The sequence below is a fragment of the Paenibacillus planticolens genome (assembly GCF_013141725.1).
Lineage (GTDB): Bacteria > Bacillota > Bacilli > Paenibacillales > NBRC-103111 > Paenibacillus_E > Paenibacillus_E planticolens.
On the sequence record NZ_WHNZ01000022.1, the window covers coordinates 417,135 to 431,134 of the forward strand.

Here is a 14,000-nt window from a genome sequence, read left to right on the forward strand (position 1 = left end):
CCGTTATTTCAACTCTTTCACGAGTTCTATAAAGTGTTGTGCCGCTTTGGTTAGATAGCGATCTTTTAACCAGATCAATCCGGTTGCGAACTGCAGTTGATTCTCGGAAATCGCAAAGGATTGAATGTCATACCCGCGGTGCAAATGCAGAATGGATTCCGGCACGATTGTCGCCCCATCCCCGCTGGACACCCACTCCAATAACGTAACGATATCCGAACATTCCCCGATGATGTTTGCATGCAAACCACGCTCTGTAAATTGATCCATGATGCTTTGATAGAGTCCAAGCCCTTCTGCGCTGGGTAAAATGAGCGGATAACGCTGAATATCACCGTAGGTGAATTCGCGGACCTCGGGCGCCAAGCTTTTGGCCATGACGAAATAAAAAGGCTCCGATTGAAATTTCAGCATGTCAAAATCACTTAAATCCAGCGGTAGCCTTACGATGGCAAGCTCTATGGATCGTTCCCTGATGAGCCTTAGAAGTTGAATGGATTCGCTCTGCTGTATTTTATAAGTCACTCTGGGATACCGCGTCTTAAAAACACGCAACAACTGAGGCAATGGCGCTGAAGATAACGTATTCACGCCTATCATCAGTTTGCCTCGCGTACCCATGCCGATTTCTTTCACTTCGTTCTCCGATTCTTCGATCAGCTGCGTCAAATGAACGGCATGCTTGTATAAAGCTTGCCCTGCGTCGGTCAGTTCCAATACTTTGCCGTTCCTTTTTACAAGCTGCACGCCCAGTTCTTGCTCCATACTCTTCAATTGTTGGCCAAGCGGAGGTTGTGTCATGTGCAATCTTTGGGCGGCTGCGGTAATTTGCCTCTCTTCAGCGATGGCAATGAAATAGCGAAGCTGACGTATATCCATGGAAGAGATAACCCCCACTCGAATGATTTTCATATGGAAACTAAACTTTTTAAATATTTTTCGTATGCTAATGGCTATGTTACCATAACAGTATATTTCGAAGAAAGAAGTGGTGCCGTCCATGAAACTATCACTCATTCAAGCAGCAGAATATGGGAAGACTGATTTCGTAATACAGTGTATTCAAGATGGCGCGGATATCAATGCAAGAGATGAACGAGGACGCACTCCGATTATAGCCGCCACACACGGCAATCGAATAGAAACGGTAAAAGCGTTGATTGAAGCAGGAGCAGATATCAACTTACAGGATCATATCTTAGATACTCCCCTCTTATACGCCGGCGCGAACGAATTGCTCGAAATCGTCAAGTTATTGAACGCCGCCGAAGCAAATCCGACAATAACGAACCGATATGGAGGAACCGCGCTTATTCCGGCATCAGAACGTGGCCATGTTGACGTCGTAAAAGAGCTGCTTACCCATTCAAAGGTTCATGTCAATCACATCAACAATCTAGGTTGGACGGCGCTGATGGAAGCGATCGTATTAAGCAGCGGCGGGCCCAAACATCAACAAATCATCCAACTGCTTATTGAACACGGAGCTGACGTGACGATTCCGGACAAGCACGGGGTTACGCCGCTAGAGCATGCAAGAGCGCTTCATTTTACAGAGATCGAACGTTTACTGGTGGACGCCGGGGCTTAACGAGGATTTCCTATTTCATTGAAAAAGGAAGGGATAACATGTTGAATACTTCATATTGGTTAACGAATGTACGGCTAGAACAGGGTTATGCCACGGAAAACGGACAAGTGGTTGGTACGCACACGAAGATTTGTCACGTTCGGATTGAAGGCGGCGCTATTGCCGAAGTGATTGGAAATGAGTCGAAGCTGCCAAGCCATCTTCCCAAATACGACTGCAAAGAGAGGCTGATGCTCCCTTCTTTCGAAGAGGCGCATATCCATTTGGATAAAACGTATTACGATGGGCCGTGGAAAGCAGTGGAGAAAGTGTCCAGCATCTTCGAACGGATTGAGGAAGAAAAAAGATTATTGCCTAAATTGCTGCCCCTGGCGAGACAACAAGCGGAGAGCATTTTGACGCTTATCCAAAAGTTTGGCGCGACTCATGTGCGAAGCCATTGCAATATCGAGCCTGTCAGCGGGCTGCATCGATTAGAGGCAACCTTGCAAGCGCTGGACACTTTCTCCGGCAAACTATCATCGGAAATCGTAGCTTTCCCGCAGCATGGACTACTCCGGTCGGATTCTGTGCAATTGGTCAAGCAATCTCTGACTGAAGGGGCAACCCATGTTGGCGGTGTAGATCCATTTTCGGTGGACGGGGATATTGAAAAATCACTGCAGACGATGGTGGAGCTTGCTGTCATGAACAAGGCAGGCATCGATCTTCACTTGCACGATGGCAATGAAGTAGGGAAGCAAACTTTGCTGCGGCTTGCTGATCTGACGGAAGAAGCCGGATTGCAAGGCAAGGTGACCGTTAGCCACGCGTTCTGGTTCGCAAGCGCTCCGCAGCAAGAGACCTATGAAATGGCTGAACGGATGTCTTCACTTGGCATGACGATTGCATCTACGGTGCCGATCGGCAGAACAATGATGCCGCTTCCGATGCTGTTTAACAAAGGCGTTAACGTGAAATTAGCAACAGACAGTCTGACAGATCACTGGTCTCCTTTCGGAAATGGCGATCAATTGGATAAGGCCGGACGGTTCGCAGAATTATATGGGTATACCGACGAATGGTCGTTGTCTCAGTCCCTCGGATTCATTACCGGCGGAATAACGCCGCTTGATCGTCAAGGGAAACAAGTATGGCCGAAAGTCGGAGACGCTGCCAGCTTTGTGCTCCTTCCTGCCAGCTGTTCGGCAGAAGCCGTTGCGCGAAGATCGGAGCGTCAAGCCGTTTGGTATAAGGGCTGCCTTGTAAGCGGCTCGCTGTAAATCTAAGCAAAATTTGAAAAAGCCACCTAAAAGTACACTTTTACATGAAAAAAATCTAAAAACATAAAATAATTCCTGTTCTCTCTCCAATAAATATGATAGATTGAATGTATCATCCATTGGAGGTATATCAAATTGAAACCAGTCACCGAGAAGCTCATAAAGCAGCATCAGCACTATTTGTCTGATAACCCCAATGAACTTAAGAAGTATGGTTCAATCTATGATCATATGCTCTATTACTTCACAAGCGTGCTAGGAATTGAAGAACAGCAAGCTTTGCTGCATATACAAGATTTCAAATCCGATCTTTCCTGTGATGTACTTCAGAACGTCGTGCAAGCTAAAGTAAACTGACCCATGAATGCGGTTACTGAAATGGGGAAATGATCAGAGCAAGATGCCGCAGGCATAAGCGTGCTTTCGGCTGCCGGTCCCTTGAGGTTAAGCCTCAAGGGATTTTTTGCATCTCCGGTCGTCTTCACATCCCAAACTAGAAAAATGGAGTTGCGAGCGATGAATCTTTTAAAAGGCCAAAAAGTAGATATTACAAAAGGAACCAGCCTGTCCACTCTCCGTTTGCAGTTCGGATGGACGTTTACTAAACCCGGGATGAGCATCGACGCTGCTTGCTTTATGCTCTCGAACCAGAGCCTCTGCGAGCGGGATGAGGATTTTATTTTTTACGGTAACCCGCTAAGCCAGGACGGTGCTGTGAGTCATCTTCCCCTGCATGGGGCCGATAAAGAAGCCATCCAAATTGTTCTGCCCAAAATACCCGAGAGAACAGCCAAAATCGCCTTTTCCGTAACGATTCATGAAGGCGAGAAACTTGGATACACGATGAAGGATGCAGGCAGCTTATATGTGCGGATGTTGAATGGGGATAACGGCCAAGAACTGTTCCGCTTTGACTATGGATCGGATTTGACGAAAGAAACAGCCGTTGTTGCCGGGGAATTGTACAAGCATCAAGGGGAATGGAAATTCAATGCAATCGGCAGTGGTTTTCATGGCGGTTTAGCTGCTCTATGCACAAGCTTCAGTCTTGAGATTGAAGAAGATGCTGAACCGGAGGCAGCAGCCGCAATGGAAGCTGTCTCTCCTCTTGCTCCGATTGATTTACGCAAAAAAATCGTCCAAATGGCTTTGGAAAAGAAACAACTGACCAGTGTCATGGCTAGAGTTGGCTTAGTGTTGGATATCACCGGTTCCATGCATGCTCTATACAAAAACGGAACCGTCCAGGAAGTCGTCGAACGCATCCTCGCTGTCGCTTGTAAATTTGACGATAACGGGGCGCTGGATGTTTGGGTCTATGATAACGACTTTAGCCGGTTGCCCCCCGCTACGGAAAATAATTTTGACCGGTATGTTCAGAAGCATGTGATGAATAATAAGGATATCCATAAACTTGGCCGAAATAACGAGCCGCCGGTTATGATGGACGTAATTCGCAAATATACAGTGGAAGAAGACTCGCCTCTCCCCGTTTTCTTAGTCTTTATCAACGACGGAGGCGTCGTAAAGCCAATCAAAAAAGTCATCATTGATTCCGCCGTTCAGCCAATATTTTGGCAGTTCGTAGGAATCGGCAATTCCGACTTTGAAGTACTGAAACAGCTGGATACGATGGAAGGCCGCCTAGTCGACAACGCGAATTTTATACATATCAAGGATATTGCCTCAATCTCAGATGAACAGCTTTATCATCTCCTGTTGAATGAATTCCCGGTCTGGCTGAAAGAAGCTGCGAATAAACGAATTATCCGGAAATAATAGAGTTCTATAAGGAAGGTGTGACTACTAATGAACGTTCTTTTATTCGGAGCAACCGGCATGGTCGGACAAAGTGTGCTTCGTGAATGTCTTCTTGATCCCCAGGTGAAGACCGTCTTAACGATCGGCCGGAATGCAACGGGGCAAAGCCATCCAAAATTACGCGAGCTCGTACACGCGAATCTGCAGGATTTATCGGCCATTGCGGGCGATCTTTCCGGTTATGACGCTTGTTTCTTCTGTCTGGGCGTTTCTTCTGCCGGCATGAGCGAAGAGAAATATAAGGCGATTACCTATGATATTACCTTGAGTGTGGCAGAGACTTTGGTGAAGTTGAACCCTGGCATGACATTTACCTATGTATCCGGGGCAGGCACGGACAGCTCTGAGAAAGGCCGCAGCATGTGGGCGCGTGTTAAGGGCAAAACAGAAAATGATTTGCTTAAATTGCCTTTTAAAGCGGCCTATATGTTCCGCCCGGGAGGCATTCTGCCCCTGCATGGCGTCAAATCCAAGACAAAGCTGTATCAGGCTGTCTATATCATCATGAAACCCTTTTACCCTGTGCTGGAAAAATGGTTCCCGAATTCAATCACTACTTCGGAAAAAGTCGGCCGCGCGATGATCAAAGTCGCTCTGGACGGCTATGCCAAACCGACTATTGAAAGCAGCGATCTCAATCACTTTTGAAAGAAAAAAAGGACTCCTCGCGGAGTCCTTTTCGACGGTGACAAATTGATGGTACTTTTTGCCTTGAACCATACTTGGCTCGGTTAACTACCTCATCACATTCGTGCAGTACTAGACTACATTAACTGTTCTGCGGCACATCTCCTCGCTTCTAGGCAGATTCAAAAACAACTTCCCCGGCATTTTTCGTATACATTGTATGCGACACAACACCTCTCTGAATCACCGTCGAAATTTAGTATGTCCGATCTTGGGCATGTTATACATAGCTCACCCCCAGCGGATAAAAAGTTTGACGAAAGTAATTGCTAGGAATATAATTGCTATAGCAACTAATTTTCAGGAGGGGGTGTTTGACATGAAGCTGGAGCATTCTTTGGGATTTATTTTGAATCATGCCGGGCGTCGAATGACACAGCTTTTGAGCCATCGCTTCCAGCCCTATGATATGACGACTGAACAATGGGTCGTACTGAATCGTCTAGCGTGCGAGGACGGCATTACACAGAAACTGCTCGCTATTCGGGCGGAAAAGGATCAAACGAACATTACCCGCATTCTCGACCAATTGGAGCGCAAAGGCATGGTTGAACGCCGGGCTAATGAGCAGGATCGCCGATCCTTTCTTACGTTCATTACGGATCAGGGAAGAGCTATGAACGGCATCCTGACCCCTATTGAACAGGAGGTTATCACCTCGCTGCTAGGCGACTTCACCGAAGCTGAGGCGTCCCTATTAAAGGAGCTGCTCGTACGAATCACCCAAGAAGCCAATGCTCGCATCAAGGAAGTGGAGGAATCACCGTGAACACCGATACCGATCAGAAATTGTGGAACCGCGATTTTGTTGCTGTATGTCTCAGCAGCTTTTTTTTATTCATGACATTTTATATTCTAGCCGTAACACTTCCTATCTTTGTCACCGATACCCTGCATGGCGGACAGCAGCAAATCGGACTCGTCATGACCGTCTTTATTATTTCAACCGTCATTTTACGGCCGTTAACAGGGAAATGGATGGACGAATGGAACAGAAAGAAAATTATTTCTTTTGCGCTTGCCCTCTTTATGATTTGTACCGCGATGTATCCGTTCATCCATCAATATGCTATCCTTCTCGGCGTGCGGTTTCTCCATGGCATTGGCTTCGGGATGGCGACAACGGCCGCCGGGGCGGTCGCTATTGACCTCGTGCCAGACCGGCGCAAGGGCGAAGGAATCGGCTATTTCAGTCTTTTCATGAGCTTAGCGATGGTTGTCGGGCCGTTTCTCGGCTTAACGATTATGCAATCCCACAATAATGCTCTGCTGTTTGGCATATGTATTGTGTTCTCCGTGCTCTCCCTCTTATTCGGGCTGTCTCTCCGTATTCCGCAGCGCGTCGTCCTGTCTTCGGTGAAACCGGAAAAAGGCTGGAGAAAATTCGTCGAGCCGCGGTCGATCCCGATTTCTTTGGCAGGCAGTGTGCTCGCTTTCTCATATGGAGCCATCACAACGTTTCTATCCGTATATGCCAAAGCGAACGGACTGGAGAGCTATGCGAGCTATTTCTTCATGGTGTTCGCTTTGATGATTGTCATTTCCAGACCTTTTACAGGCAAATGGTTCGATCGTTCGGGGCCAAACGGATTGGTCTATCCGGGCGTTATTCTGTTCACCGCAGGCATGATTGCTCTTAGCCTGACATCTTCGCCCGTTCCATTTCTGGTTGCTGGCGGTATGCTTGGACTTGGGTTCGGTGCAATGCTTCCGAGCTTCCAAACGATCGCCATTCAAGCGGCGCCCGCTCACCGCAGGGGGCTTGCCACAGGTACGTACTTCTTGCTGTTCGACACAGGCTATGGAATCGGATCCTATGTGCTCGGCGTTGTAGCATCCAAAACAAATTACCACACGATGTATCTTGTTGCGGGCATCGTTGTCGCATGTTCGGCTCTGTTGTACTATGGATTGCATCACCGGAAATCATCAGTGGCACTTAAGCCCAGCCCCGCCGCGACCATGAAATAATGAAATGCCGTAACTTTCAAGCACTCGGGTGCTAGGAGGGTTGCGGCATTTTTTCATATCTCGATAACGATAGCGATTGACATTAAAATTCAGGGATGATATAAAAATAAGTGTATAGCACTCAAAGGCTTAGAGTGCTAATCAAATCATTCGGCCCCAAATAATCTTCGTTACCTATTGAAAGGAGATTTATCCGTGGAAAAGAAACAGTTTCAAGCAGAATCCAAGCGACTATTAGAAATGATGATTAACTCCATTTATACGCAACGAGAAATCTTCTTAAGAGAGCTCATCTCCAATTCCAGCGATGCGATCGACAAAATCTATTACAAGGCTTTAACGGACGACTCGTTAGTATTTGACAAAGACAGCTACTTCATTAAAGTCATTGCTGACAAGGCAAACCGCAAGCTCACCATCCGTGATACAGGGATCGGGATGACCAAGGAAGATCTGGAGAACAACTTGGGAATCATTGCGAAAAGCGGATCGCTTGCGTTCAAAAAAGAAAACGAAGCCAAAGACGGCCACAATATCATCGGGCAGTTCGGCGTAGGCTTCTACTCCGCGTTCATGGTAGCCGATGTTGTAACGGTTACAAGCAAAGCCCTTGGCAGCGACACGGCTTACAAATGGGAATCGACCGGCGCCGACGGCTACACGATTGAGAAGGCTGAGAAAGATTCCGTAGGAACGGAAATCGTCCTGCAAATCAAAGCGAACACCGAAGATGACAACTACGACGAATTCTTGGACGAGTATCGTTTGAAAGCGATCATCAAAAAATATTCAGATTTCATCCGTTACCCGATTAAAATGGACATTGCCGGGAAAAGACTCAAAGAAGGCACTGAAAATGAGTTCGAGGATTATGAAGAAGAGCAGCAGTTGAACAGCATGGTTCCAATTTGGAGAAAGAACAAAAGCGAGCTGACGCCTGAGGACTATGAGAAGTTCTACCATGAGAAGCATTACGGCTTCGACAAGCCGCTTAAGCATATACATGTTAGCGCGGACGGCGCTGTCGTCTACCAAGCGATTCTCTTTATTCCGGAAAATATGCCTTTCGACTATTATTCCAAGGAATATGAAAAAGGCTTAGAGTTGTATGCCAACGGCGTTTTGATTATGAACAAATGTGCGGACCTGCTTCCGGACTACTTCAGTTTCGTGAAAGGGATGGTCGATTCCGAAAGCCTGTCTCTCAACATTTCCAGAGAGATGCTGCAGCATGACCGTCAATTAAAACTGATCGCCAAAAACATTCAAAGCAAAATTAAAGGCCAGCTTCAATCCATGCTCAAGGATGAAAGAGACAAATATGAGCTCTTCTATAAATCGTTCGGCCGTCAGCTGAAATTCGGCGTCTACAGCGATTATGGCACACATAAAGAAGTTCTGCAGGATCTGCTCATGTTCCACTCTTCCAAGGAGAAGAAGCTGGTTACACTCGAAGAGTACATTGCTAGAATGCCGGAAGACCAGAAATATATTTACTATGCTTCCGGCGAGTCCATGGAACGCATCGATAAGCTTCCGCAAACAGAGCTTGTCACCGATAAAGGCTATGAAATCTTGTACTTCACAGACGATATCGATGAATTCGCGATCAAAATGATCATGACCTACAAAGAAAAAGAATTCAAATCCGTTTCCAGCGGCGATCTTGGCATCGAAGCAGACGACAAGTCCGAGAGCGAAGCGGATAAAAATGACAACAAAGAACTTTTTGACTATATGACAAGCTTGTTGTCCGGAAAAGTCACGAACGTCAAAGCATCCAAACGTCTCAAAAAGCATCCGGTATGCCTGTCCACAGACGGTGACGTCACGATCGAAATGGAAAAAATCTTGAATGCCATGCCGAATAACCCGAATGTCAAAGCGGAAAAGGTCCTTGAAATCAATGTGAACCATGAAGTTTTCGGTTCGCTGAAGGACGCTTTTGAGAAAGATAAAGAGAAGCTCAACCTGTACACAGCTCTCTTGTACAACCAAGCACTCTTAATTGAGGGCTTGCCGCTTCAAGATCCGGTAGAATTCACGAACGACATCTGCAAGATTATGGTGTAATCCATCTTCCACTAAGTAATAGAGCACTGCCGCCGCTTCATAGGCTGCAGTGCCTCTTTGTTTACTACGACATTATGTAGGATCGTCCATTCCGCTCACTGCCTGCACCGTTCTATCCTCACTCCGCTTGCCTATATCCATGTTCGAATACACATAAGCCAACAAACGATCTTGATCAATTCCTAACGAACTGGCTACCTTCATAATATCTAGTTCATATAAAGAGCCTGGGATTAGATTGGACTTGACGGACATATGCTTCAACCATCCTTCGAATAGATGTAATAAATGGAACAATTTCGTTAAAATGTGATATAGTTTTCTTACAAGCATTAATCGGTACGACAAAGGCAAAACCATTGAAAAGTGGTGACGCAAAGCTACAGGGACTAAATTGGCATCGTACTTCACGATCCAAAATGTCAGCCAGCTGCCAAAACAGCCTCCGTCCGATTAATGTAGAACACACTAGGAGGATCAAAATAATGGGAAAAATTGTGTTGGATGGCAGTATGAGTTTGGATGTGGAACACTTAGTTGCTAACCTTCATCTTCCGGAAAGCGATATTTTGAACATGTTTGCCTTTAAATTCAATAACAATCTGTTATCACCCGAAGAATCGATTAAGTTTATTCATTTTCTAAGGAGTGAACTGGACAAACGTATCCAATAACAGAATTATGCACGAACTAATTCAAAAATGCAGTCGGTTATTGTCTATAAAATTTATTTTTTTTCATAACAAATAAAAGCCGGTCAGATCCCGTTTGCAATAACGAGACTCGACCGGCTTTATTTATTTGTCCCGGAGAAGACCGGGATCATGCTTTCCCAATATTTGCGTCAGCTCTTTCAGGAACATGTTGATGTCCTTAAATTGCCGGTAAACGGAGGCGAAGCGAATGTACGCCACTTCATCGACCGGATACAGTTGTTCCATGACGAGTTCGCCAATGCCCAAACTGTCAACTTCCGCATGAGCGGTCGTGCGGAGCTGCATTTCAACTTCAGATACCAGCATCTCCAGTCTTTCCATGGAGACGGGGCGTTTCTCACAGGCACGAATCAAGCCTCTTAATATTTTCTCACGACTAAATTCTTCCCTGCTGCCATCCTTTTTAATCACGATAAGCGGTGTTTCTTCCACCATCTCAAAGGTCGTAAACCTTCGCGCGCATTTCTCGCATTCCCGGCGACGGCGGATCGATTTGTTTTCATTAGCTGAACGTGAGTCAAGCACTTTCGTACCGGAATAATCACAGAACGGACACTTCATTCGCTATCTCTCCTTTCTCTTCTTTGTAGTGGATTACCATATGTTACATGTCATGAACTAAGGAGAAGTGCGCACAATACTAGTACCAACCGACAAGGAGGTGAACAGACATGAGCGCAGGAAACAGCAACACGCTAGTTGTTCCTCAAGCTAACGCAGCGTTGGATCAGTTGAAATACGAAGTAGCTCAAGAACTTGGTATCTCTATCCCACAAGATGGATACTACGGTAATATGGCTACTCGTGACACTGGTGCCATCGGTGGTCACATTACTCGTCGCCTGGTACAAATCGCAGAACAATCTTTGGCTGGTCAATTCAAGTAATCTTGGATAGAGTATGCCGCTGAATCTGCAAAACGGGAAGTATTGGACTCTACGCCCCCCAAAAGGAGCTAGTCCAATGCTTCTTTGTTTTCCCAGCGATCTGTATCCGTATACAACTTTTTGTATTTATCATAATAATAGATGACCCTCTGAACGTAATGCCGCGTTTCGCCGAACGGGATTTGGTCGATCCTCTCTACCGTGCCGTCCCAGACTTCCGCTTGCTTCCATTTATTCACATTCCCTTGTCCTGCATTATAAGCCGCAATCGCATAAATTAAATTTCCGTTATAGTGCTTTTCGAGCCAGCTTAAATACCAAGATCCGAGATTAATGTTCACATCTACTTTTAATAAATCTTCCGGTGAATGAGGTTCCAAATTCGTGGACTCCGCAATCCAATCCGCCGTATCCGGCATCAATTGCATAAGTCCCAGCGCACCTTTTCTCGACTCCAAATGGTGTTTATAATTCGTCTCCACCCGAATGATGGCGGCAATAAGAAAAGGGTCTATATTGTGCTTCGCCGCACTTTGCCTAATTTCCTGCTCATAATAGATGGGATACAGTTTTCTTCCGATAAAATTGCTATTCATAAAGAGTACCAGAACGAAACAAACGAGCAAAAGGGCAAAAACTCGTTTTTTGCGTAAAAACTTCATGAAAGCCCCTTCCCTAGCCAAAACCGTTCAACCTCAGCATAGGTATCTTCCCAAGCACCGCTGTTGTCGATCACGATATCCGCTAGTTTGCGTTTTTCTTCTATCGACATCTGTGCGTCTATTCGGTTATTCGCTGCGCTTTCCGCTAAGCCGTCTCGCAGCATTAAACGCTCCAGCTGGATGTGCCGAGGCACATACACGACCATAATCTCTTCGAACATAAAGGATAAATTTGATTCTATCAATAAAGGAATATCGACGACAACCAATCTGTCCGGAAATTGCTTTTCATAAGTTTCCATCTGCTCTCTGATCATCTTGCGGATAGGCGGGTGCAGCATATGTTCGAGCTGCTTGCGCGCTTCCGTATCCCCAAAAACAATCTCACCCAGCTTTTTACGATTCAGAGAGCCGTCATCCTGCAGAACAGCTTGTCCAAAATGCGCAGCGACCTGTTCGAGAACAGGGCTGCCGGGCAGGACAACATCGCGGGCAATTTGATCCGCATCAACTAATAGAGCGCCGCGGCTGACCAGCATGGCGCTAACCGTGCTTTTGCCGCATGCGATTCCTCCTGTTAACCCGATATTCATAGGCAAATCTCTCCTAAACGTATTCCTTTTCCACTATAACATTTTCAATAAACCCATAAGAATAAGTACACATCCAGGAAGTATAGACAGCTTCTTCATCCAACTCATTTCCGCATAACGAAATCCGATACGCAAGCCCAGCGCGATAAATGAACCGCTTGAAAGGGAGATAACAGCTGCTGTCAACAAAGGAACAAAACCGATTAATGCGGCTCCAATCCCTGCGCCAAAGGCGTCCAAAGAGAGCGCTAAGCCCAGCAAAGTGGCCTCAGAAGCCGAAATATTGCCCGATTTATCGACATCAGCGATGGACGGGGTTCGTAGAATTTGAATAACCAAACCAAACCGCTTGAGCTCAATATTCAGAATTTCCTTCGTCCTTTGCAGCGTATCCAGCGTGGCGGGTTCATTGCCGGCTGGGGAGATCGTGCTGATAGAGACTTGATCTTCGGAAGATTTCTCCGCCTCCTGGGATTCCTGTGATTTCTGTCTTTGCTGCGCTAACGCCCAGATCCCGATTCCGATCAAAATAAGAGCTCCAATGCGTTGAGCCACCATTGGACTCATAAAAGAAGACATCAACACGCCGATTTGCATGGAACTATAAATAATGATACCAGACCATAGAGATATAATACCAATAGAGAGAAACGGAATTCGGATTTTACGCAACCCGTACATGACACCAACCCCGAAACCATCCAATGAAACTGCGAAAGCCAGAATGAACAAAGAAACCACCGGAAGCATAATACCCCTCCTAAGAGTTATACCTGAATAACAAGCAGGGTCGCTGGTTATCTGGGCTAAGTACTCCTTATCATATGGGAAGGGCAGGCTTCACGTGCCTATTTCTCAGACTTCTTTCGGATTCTCTTCCGTTTCAAGGGTTGACAGGTCGGACAGATGTGCGTTCCACGCCCGCCGACAACGGTTTTGTATATTTCGCTTCCGCAAGCTTTGCAGGATTGCGACTGCCGTCCGTATATGTTCAGCTGATGCTGGAACATGCCGATTTCGCCTTGACCGTTGACGTACGATTTGATCGAAGATCCTCCAACCTCAACGGATTCGCTGAGTGTGCGGATGATCGCCTCATGCAGCAGGAGCAGCTCCTTCTTGCTGAGCGAGGATGCCTCTCGTTCCGGATGGATGCCGGCTAAGAAAAGAGACTCGTCTACATAAATATTACCGATACCAACAATATATTCTTGATTCAGCAGAAGCGGCTTAATCTTCGTCTTCTTGCCTGCTATCCGCTCCCGGAAAGCTTCGAAAGTGAAGCCTTCGTCAAGCGGCTCTATGCCCAGCTTATGCAGCGGAGGCTGCGTAAGCTCTTCCCCTCTTGGGAACAAATGCATGGTTCCAAATTGTCTCACATCTTTGTACCGCAGCTCGCTGCCGTCGGTAAACCTAAACAGCACATGCGTGTGAGACTCCAGCGGGTCTTCACTGCTGTACAGACCATACCGGCCCTCCATCCGCAGATGCGAGACCATCACATAATCCGTCAAAACAAACCGCAAAAACTTGCCTCTGCGCTCGATGGTTTCAATCTGCTGCCCTTGCAGCAGTACCTCGAACATCTGAATATCGTCCGGCTTTTGGATAATGCGCGGCAGTCTGACCTGAACACGCTCGATCGTTTTACCGGTAATTAAGTAGTTAAGTGTGCGCTTGACCGTCTCGACTTCGGGTAGTTCAGGCACGGATGTTCACCTCTTTTTGTAATTGGAT

17 protein-coding genes, 1 pseudogene and 1 riboswitch are annotated in these 14,000 nt (G+C 46.5%); of the genes and pseudogenes, 11 read left to right on the top strand and 7 right to left on the bottom strand.

Going from position 1 to position 14,000, the window contains the following annotated elements; genetic code table 11:
- Positions 1 to 3: 3 nt before the first annotated feature.
- Complete coding sequence (locus GC097_RS13010) at positions 4 to 879, bottom strand: LysR family transcriptional regulator (protein WP_171683712.1); 876 nt, start codon at positions 877 to 879, stop codon at positions 4 to 6.
- Positions 880 to 1,000: 121 nt separating this feature from the next.
- Here GC097_RS13010 and GC097_RS13015 point away from each other — a divergent pair, with 121 nt between their 5' ends.
- The 9 genes and pseudogenes from GC097_RS13015 to htpG all read left to right on the top strand — a co-directional run bounded on the left by GC097_RS13015 (position 1,001) and on the right by htpG (position 9,405).
- The gene (locus tag GC097_RS13015; RefSeq protein ID WP_171683713.1) at positions 1,001 to 1,591 is read left to right on the top strand and encodes an ankyrin repeat domain-containing protein; all 591 of its coding nucleotides are present in this window, start codon (positions 1,001 to 1,003) and stop codon (positions 1,589 to 1,591) included.
- A 38-nt stretch (positions 1,592 to 1,629) separates the two neighbouring features.
- Positions 1,630 to 2,853 carry an amidohydrolase gene (locus GC097_RS13020; protein WP_171683714.1) on the top strand — a complete coding sequence of 408 codons (1,224 nt, stop codon included), beginning with the start codon at positions 1,630 to 1,632 and terminating at the stop codon, positions 2,851 to 2,853.
- A 135-nt stretch (positions 2,854 to 2,988) separates the two neighbouring features.
- The gene (locus GC097_RS13025) at positions 2,989 to 3,210 is read left to right on the top strand and encodes a hypothetical protein (RefSeq protein ID WP_171683715.1); all 222 of its coding nucleotides are present in this window, start codon (positions 2,989 to 2,991) and stop codon (positions 3,208 to 3,210) included.
- A 159-nt stretch (positions 3,211 to 3,369) separates the two neighbouring features.
- Positions 3,370 to 3,885: pseudogene (locus tag GC097_RS34215) on the top strand (TerD family protein); the annotation flags it as partial.
- 57 nt (positions 3,886 to 3,942) lie between these two features.
- Positions 3,943 to 4,632, top strand: a complete 690-nt coding sequence (locus tag GC097_RS34220) for a vWA domain-containing protein (protein ID WP_246294205.1) — start codon at positions 3,943 to 3,945, stop codon at positions 4,630 to 4,632.
- 30 nt (positions 4,633 to 4,662) lie between these two features.
- On the top strand, positions 4,663 to 5,322 hold the full coding sequence (locus tag GC097_RS13035; RefSeq protein ID WP_171683717.1) for an NAD-dependent epimerase/dehydratase family protein: 660 nt from the start codon (positions 4,663 to 4,665) through the stop codon (positions 5,320 to 5,322).
- Positions 5,323 to 5,680: 358 nt separating this feature from the next.
- Positions 5,681 to 6,130 carry a MarR family winged helix-turn-helix transcriptional regulator gene (locus GC097_RS13040; protein ID WP_171683718.1) on the top strand — a complete coding sequence of 150 codons (450 nt, stop codon included), beginning with the start codon at positions 5,681 to 5,683 and terminating at the stop codon, positions 6,128 to 6,130.
- Complete coding sequence (locus tag GC097_RS13045) at positions 6,127 to 7,332, top strand: MFS transporter (RefSeq protein WP_312875660.1); 1,206 nt, start codon at positions 6,127 to 6,129, stop codon at positions 7,330 to 7,332. The genes GC097_RS13040 and GC097_RS13045 overlap by 4 nt, the downstream gene beginning before the upstream one ends.
- A 195-nt stretch (positions 7,333 to 7,527) precedes the next feature.
- On the top strand, positions 7,528 to 9,405 hold the full coding sequence (htpG, locus tag GC097_RS13050; RefSeq protein WP_171683719.1) for a molecular chaperone HtpG: 1,878 nt from the start codon (positions 7,528 to 7,530) through the stop codon (positions 9,403 to 9,405).
- A gap of 72 nt (positions 9,406 to 9,477) precedes the next feature.
- Here the strand turns inward: htpG and GC097_RS13055 are convergent, their stop codons facing one another.
- On the bottom strand, positions 9,478 to 9,660 hold the full coding sequence (locus GC097_RS13055; RefSeq protein ID WP_171683720.1) for a hypothetical protein: 183 nt from the start codon (positions 9,658 to 9,660) through the stop codon (positions 9,478 to 9,480).
- A gap of 84 nt (positions 9,661 to 9,744) precedes the next feature.
- Positions 9,745 to 9,843, top strand: a riboswitch (cyclic di-GMP riboswitch).
- A gap of 47 nt (positions 9,844 to 9,890) precedes the next feature.
- On the opposite strand from GC097_RS13055, the gene GC097_RS13060 reads away from it, so the two are divergent.
- Positions 9,891 to 10,079 (top strand): hypothetical protein, encoded by a 189-nt coding sequence (locus tag GC097_RS13060; RefSeq protein ID WP_171683721.1) that lies wholly within the window; start codon positions 9,891 to 9,893, stop codon positions 10,077 to 10,079.
- Positions 10,080 to 10,202: 123 nt separating this feature from the next.
- Here the strand turns inward: GC097_RS13060 and nrdR are convergent, their stop codons facing one another.
- Positions 10,203 to 10,682: a transcriptional regulator NrdR gene (gene nrdR / locus GC097_RS13065; RefSeq protein WP_171683722.1), complete on the bottom strand. Its 480-nt coding sequence runs from the start codon at positions 10,680 to 10,682 to the stop codon at positions 10,203 to 10,205.
- A 110-nt stretch (positions 10,683 to 10,792) separates the two neighbouring features.
- On the opposite strand from nrdR, the gene GC097_RS13070 reads away from it, so the two are divergent.
- Positions 10,793 to 11,008, top strand: coding sequence for an alpha/beta-type small acid-soluble spore protein (locus GC097_RS13070; protein WP_127458075.1), 216 nt, complete (start codon positions 10,793 to 10,795; stop codon positions 11,006 to 11,008).
- 68 nt (positions 11,009 to 11,076) lie between these two features.
- Here the strand turns inward: GC097_RS13070 and GC097_RS13075 are convergent, their stop codons facing one another.
- From GC097_RS13075 to mutM, 4 genes are all read right to left on the bottom strand, one after another.
- The gene (locus GC097_RS13075; RefSeq protein ID WP_171683723.1) at positions 11,077 to 11,670 is read right to left on the bottom strand and encodes a lytic transglycosylase domain-containing protein; all 594 of its coding nucleotides are present in this window, start codon (positions 11,668 to 11,670) and stop codon (positions 11,077 to 11,079) included.
- Positions 11,667 to 12,263, bottom strand: a complete 597-nt coding sequence (gene coaE, locus GC097_RS13080; RefSeq protein WP_171683724.1) for a dephospho-CoA kinase — start codon at positions 12,261 to 12,263, stop codon at positions 11,667 to 11,669. The genes GC097_RS13075 and coaE overlap by 4 nt, the downstream gene beginning before the upstream one ends.
- Before the next feature lie 33 nt (positions 12,264 to 12,296).
- A complete protein-coding gene (locus GC097_RS13085) occupies positions 12,297 to 13,013 on the bottom strand; it encodes an MntP/YtaF family protein (RefSeq protein ID WP_171683725.1) in 717 nt (238 codons plus the stop codon).
- 98 nt (positions 13,014 to 13,111) lie between these two features.
- Complete coding sequence (mutM, locus tag GC097_RS13090) at positions 13,112 to 13,972, bottom strand: DNA-formamidopyrimidine glycosylase (protein ID WP_171683726.1); 861 nt, start codon at positions 13,970 to 13,972, stop codon at positions 13,112 to 13,114.
- Positions 13,973 to 14,000: the final 28 nt, after the last annotated feature.

Coding starts and splice junctions, on each gene's coding strand:
- GC097_RS13010 (WP_171683712.1), bottom strand. CDS start 879: ATGGATATACGTCAGCTTCGCTATTTCATTGCCATCGCTGAAGAGAGG.
- GC097_RS13015 (WP_171683713.1), top strand. CDS start 1,001: ATGAAACTATCACTCATTCAAGCAGCAGAATATGGGAAGACTGATTTC.
- GC097_RS13020 (WP_171683714.1), top strand. CDS start 1,630: ATGTTGAATACTTCATATTGGTTAACGAATGTACGGCTAGAACAGGGT.
- GC097_RS34220 (WP_246294205.1), top strand. CDS start 3,943: ATGGAAGCTGTCTCTCCTCTTGCTCCGATTGATTTACGCAAAAAAATC.
- GC097_RS13035 (WP_171683717.1), top strand. CDS start 4,663: ATGAACGTTCTTTTATTCGGAGCAACCGGCATGGTCGGACAAAGTGTG.
- GC097_RS13040 (WP_171683718.1), top strand. CDS start 5,681: ATGAAGCTGGAGCATTCTTTGGGATTTATTTTGAATCATGCCGGGCGT.
- GC097_RS13055 (WP_171683720.1), bottom strand. CDS start 9,660: ATGTCCGTCAAGTCCAATCTAATCCCAGGCTCTTTATATGAACTAGAT.
- GC097_RS13060 (WP_171683721.1), top strand. CDS start 9,891: ATGGGAAAAATTGTGTTGGATGGCAGTATGAGTTTGGATGTGGAACAC.
- nrdR (WP_171683722.1), bottom strand. CDS start 10,682: ATGAAGTGTCCGTTCTGTGATTATTCCGGTACGAAAGTGCTTGACTCA.
- GC097_RS13070 (WP_127458075.1), top strand. CDS start 10,793: ATGAGCGCAGGAAACAGCAACACGCTAGTTGTTCCTCAAGCTAACGCA.
- GC097_RS13075 (WP_171683723.1), bottom strand. CDS start 11,670: ATGAAGTTTTTACGCAAAAAACGAGTTTTTGCCCTTTTGCTCGTTTGT.
- coaE (WP_171683724.1), bottom strand. CDS start 12,263: ATGAATATCGGGTTAACAGGAGGAATCGCATGCGGCAAAAGCACGGTT.
- GC097_RS13085 (WP_171683725.1), bottom strand. CDS start 13,013: ATGCTTCCGGTGGTTTCTTTGTTCATTCTGGCTTTCGCAGTTTCATTG.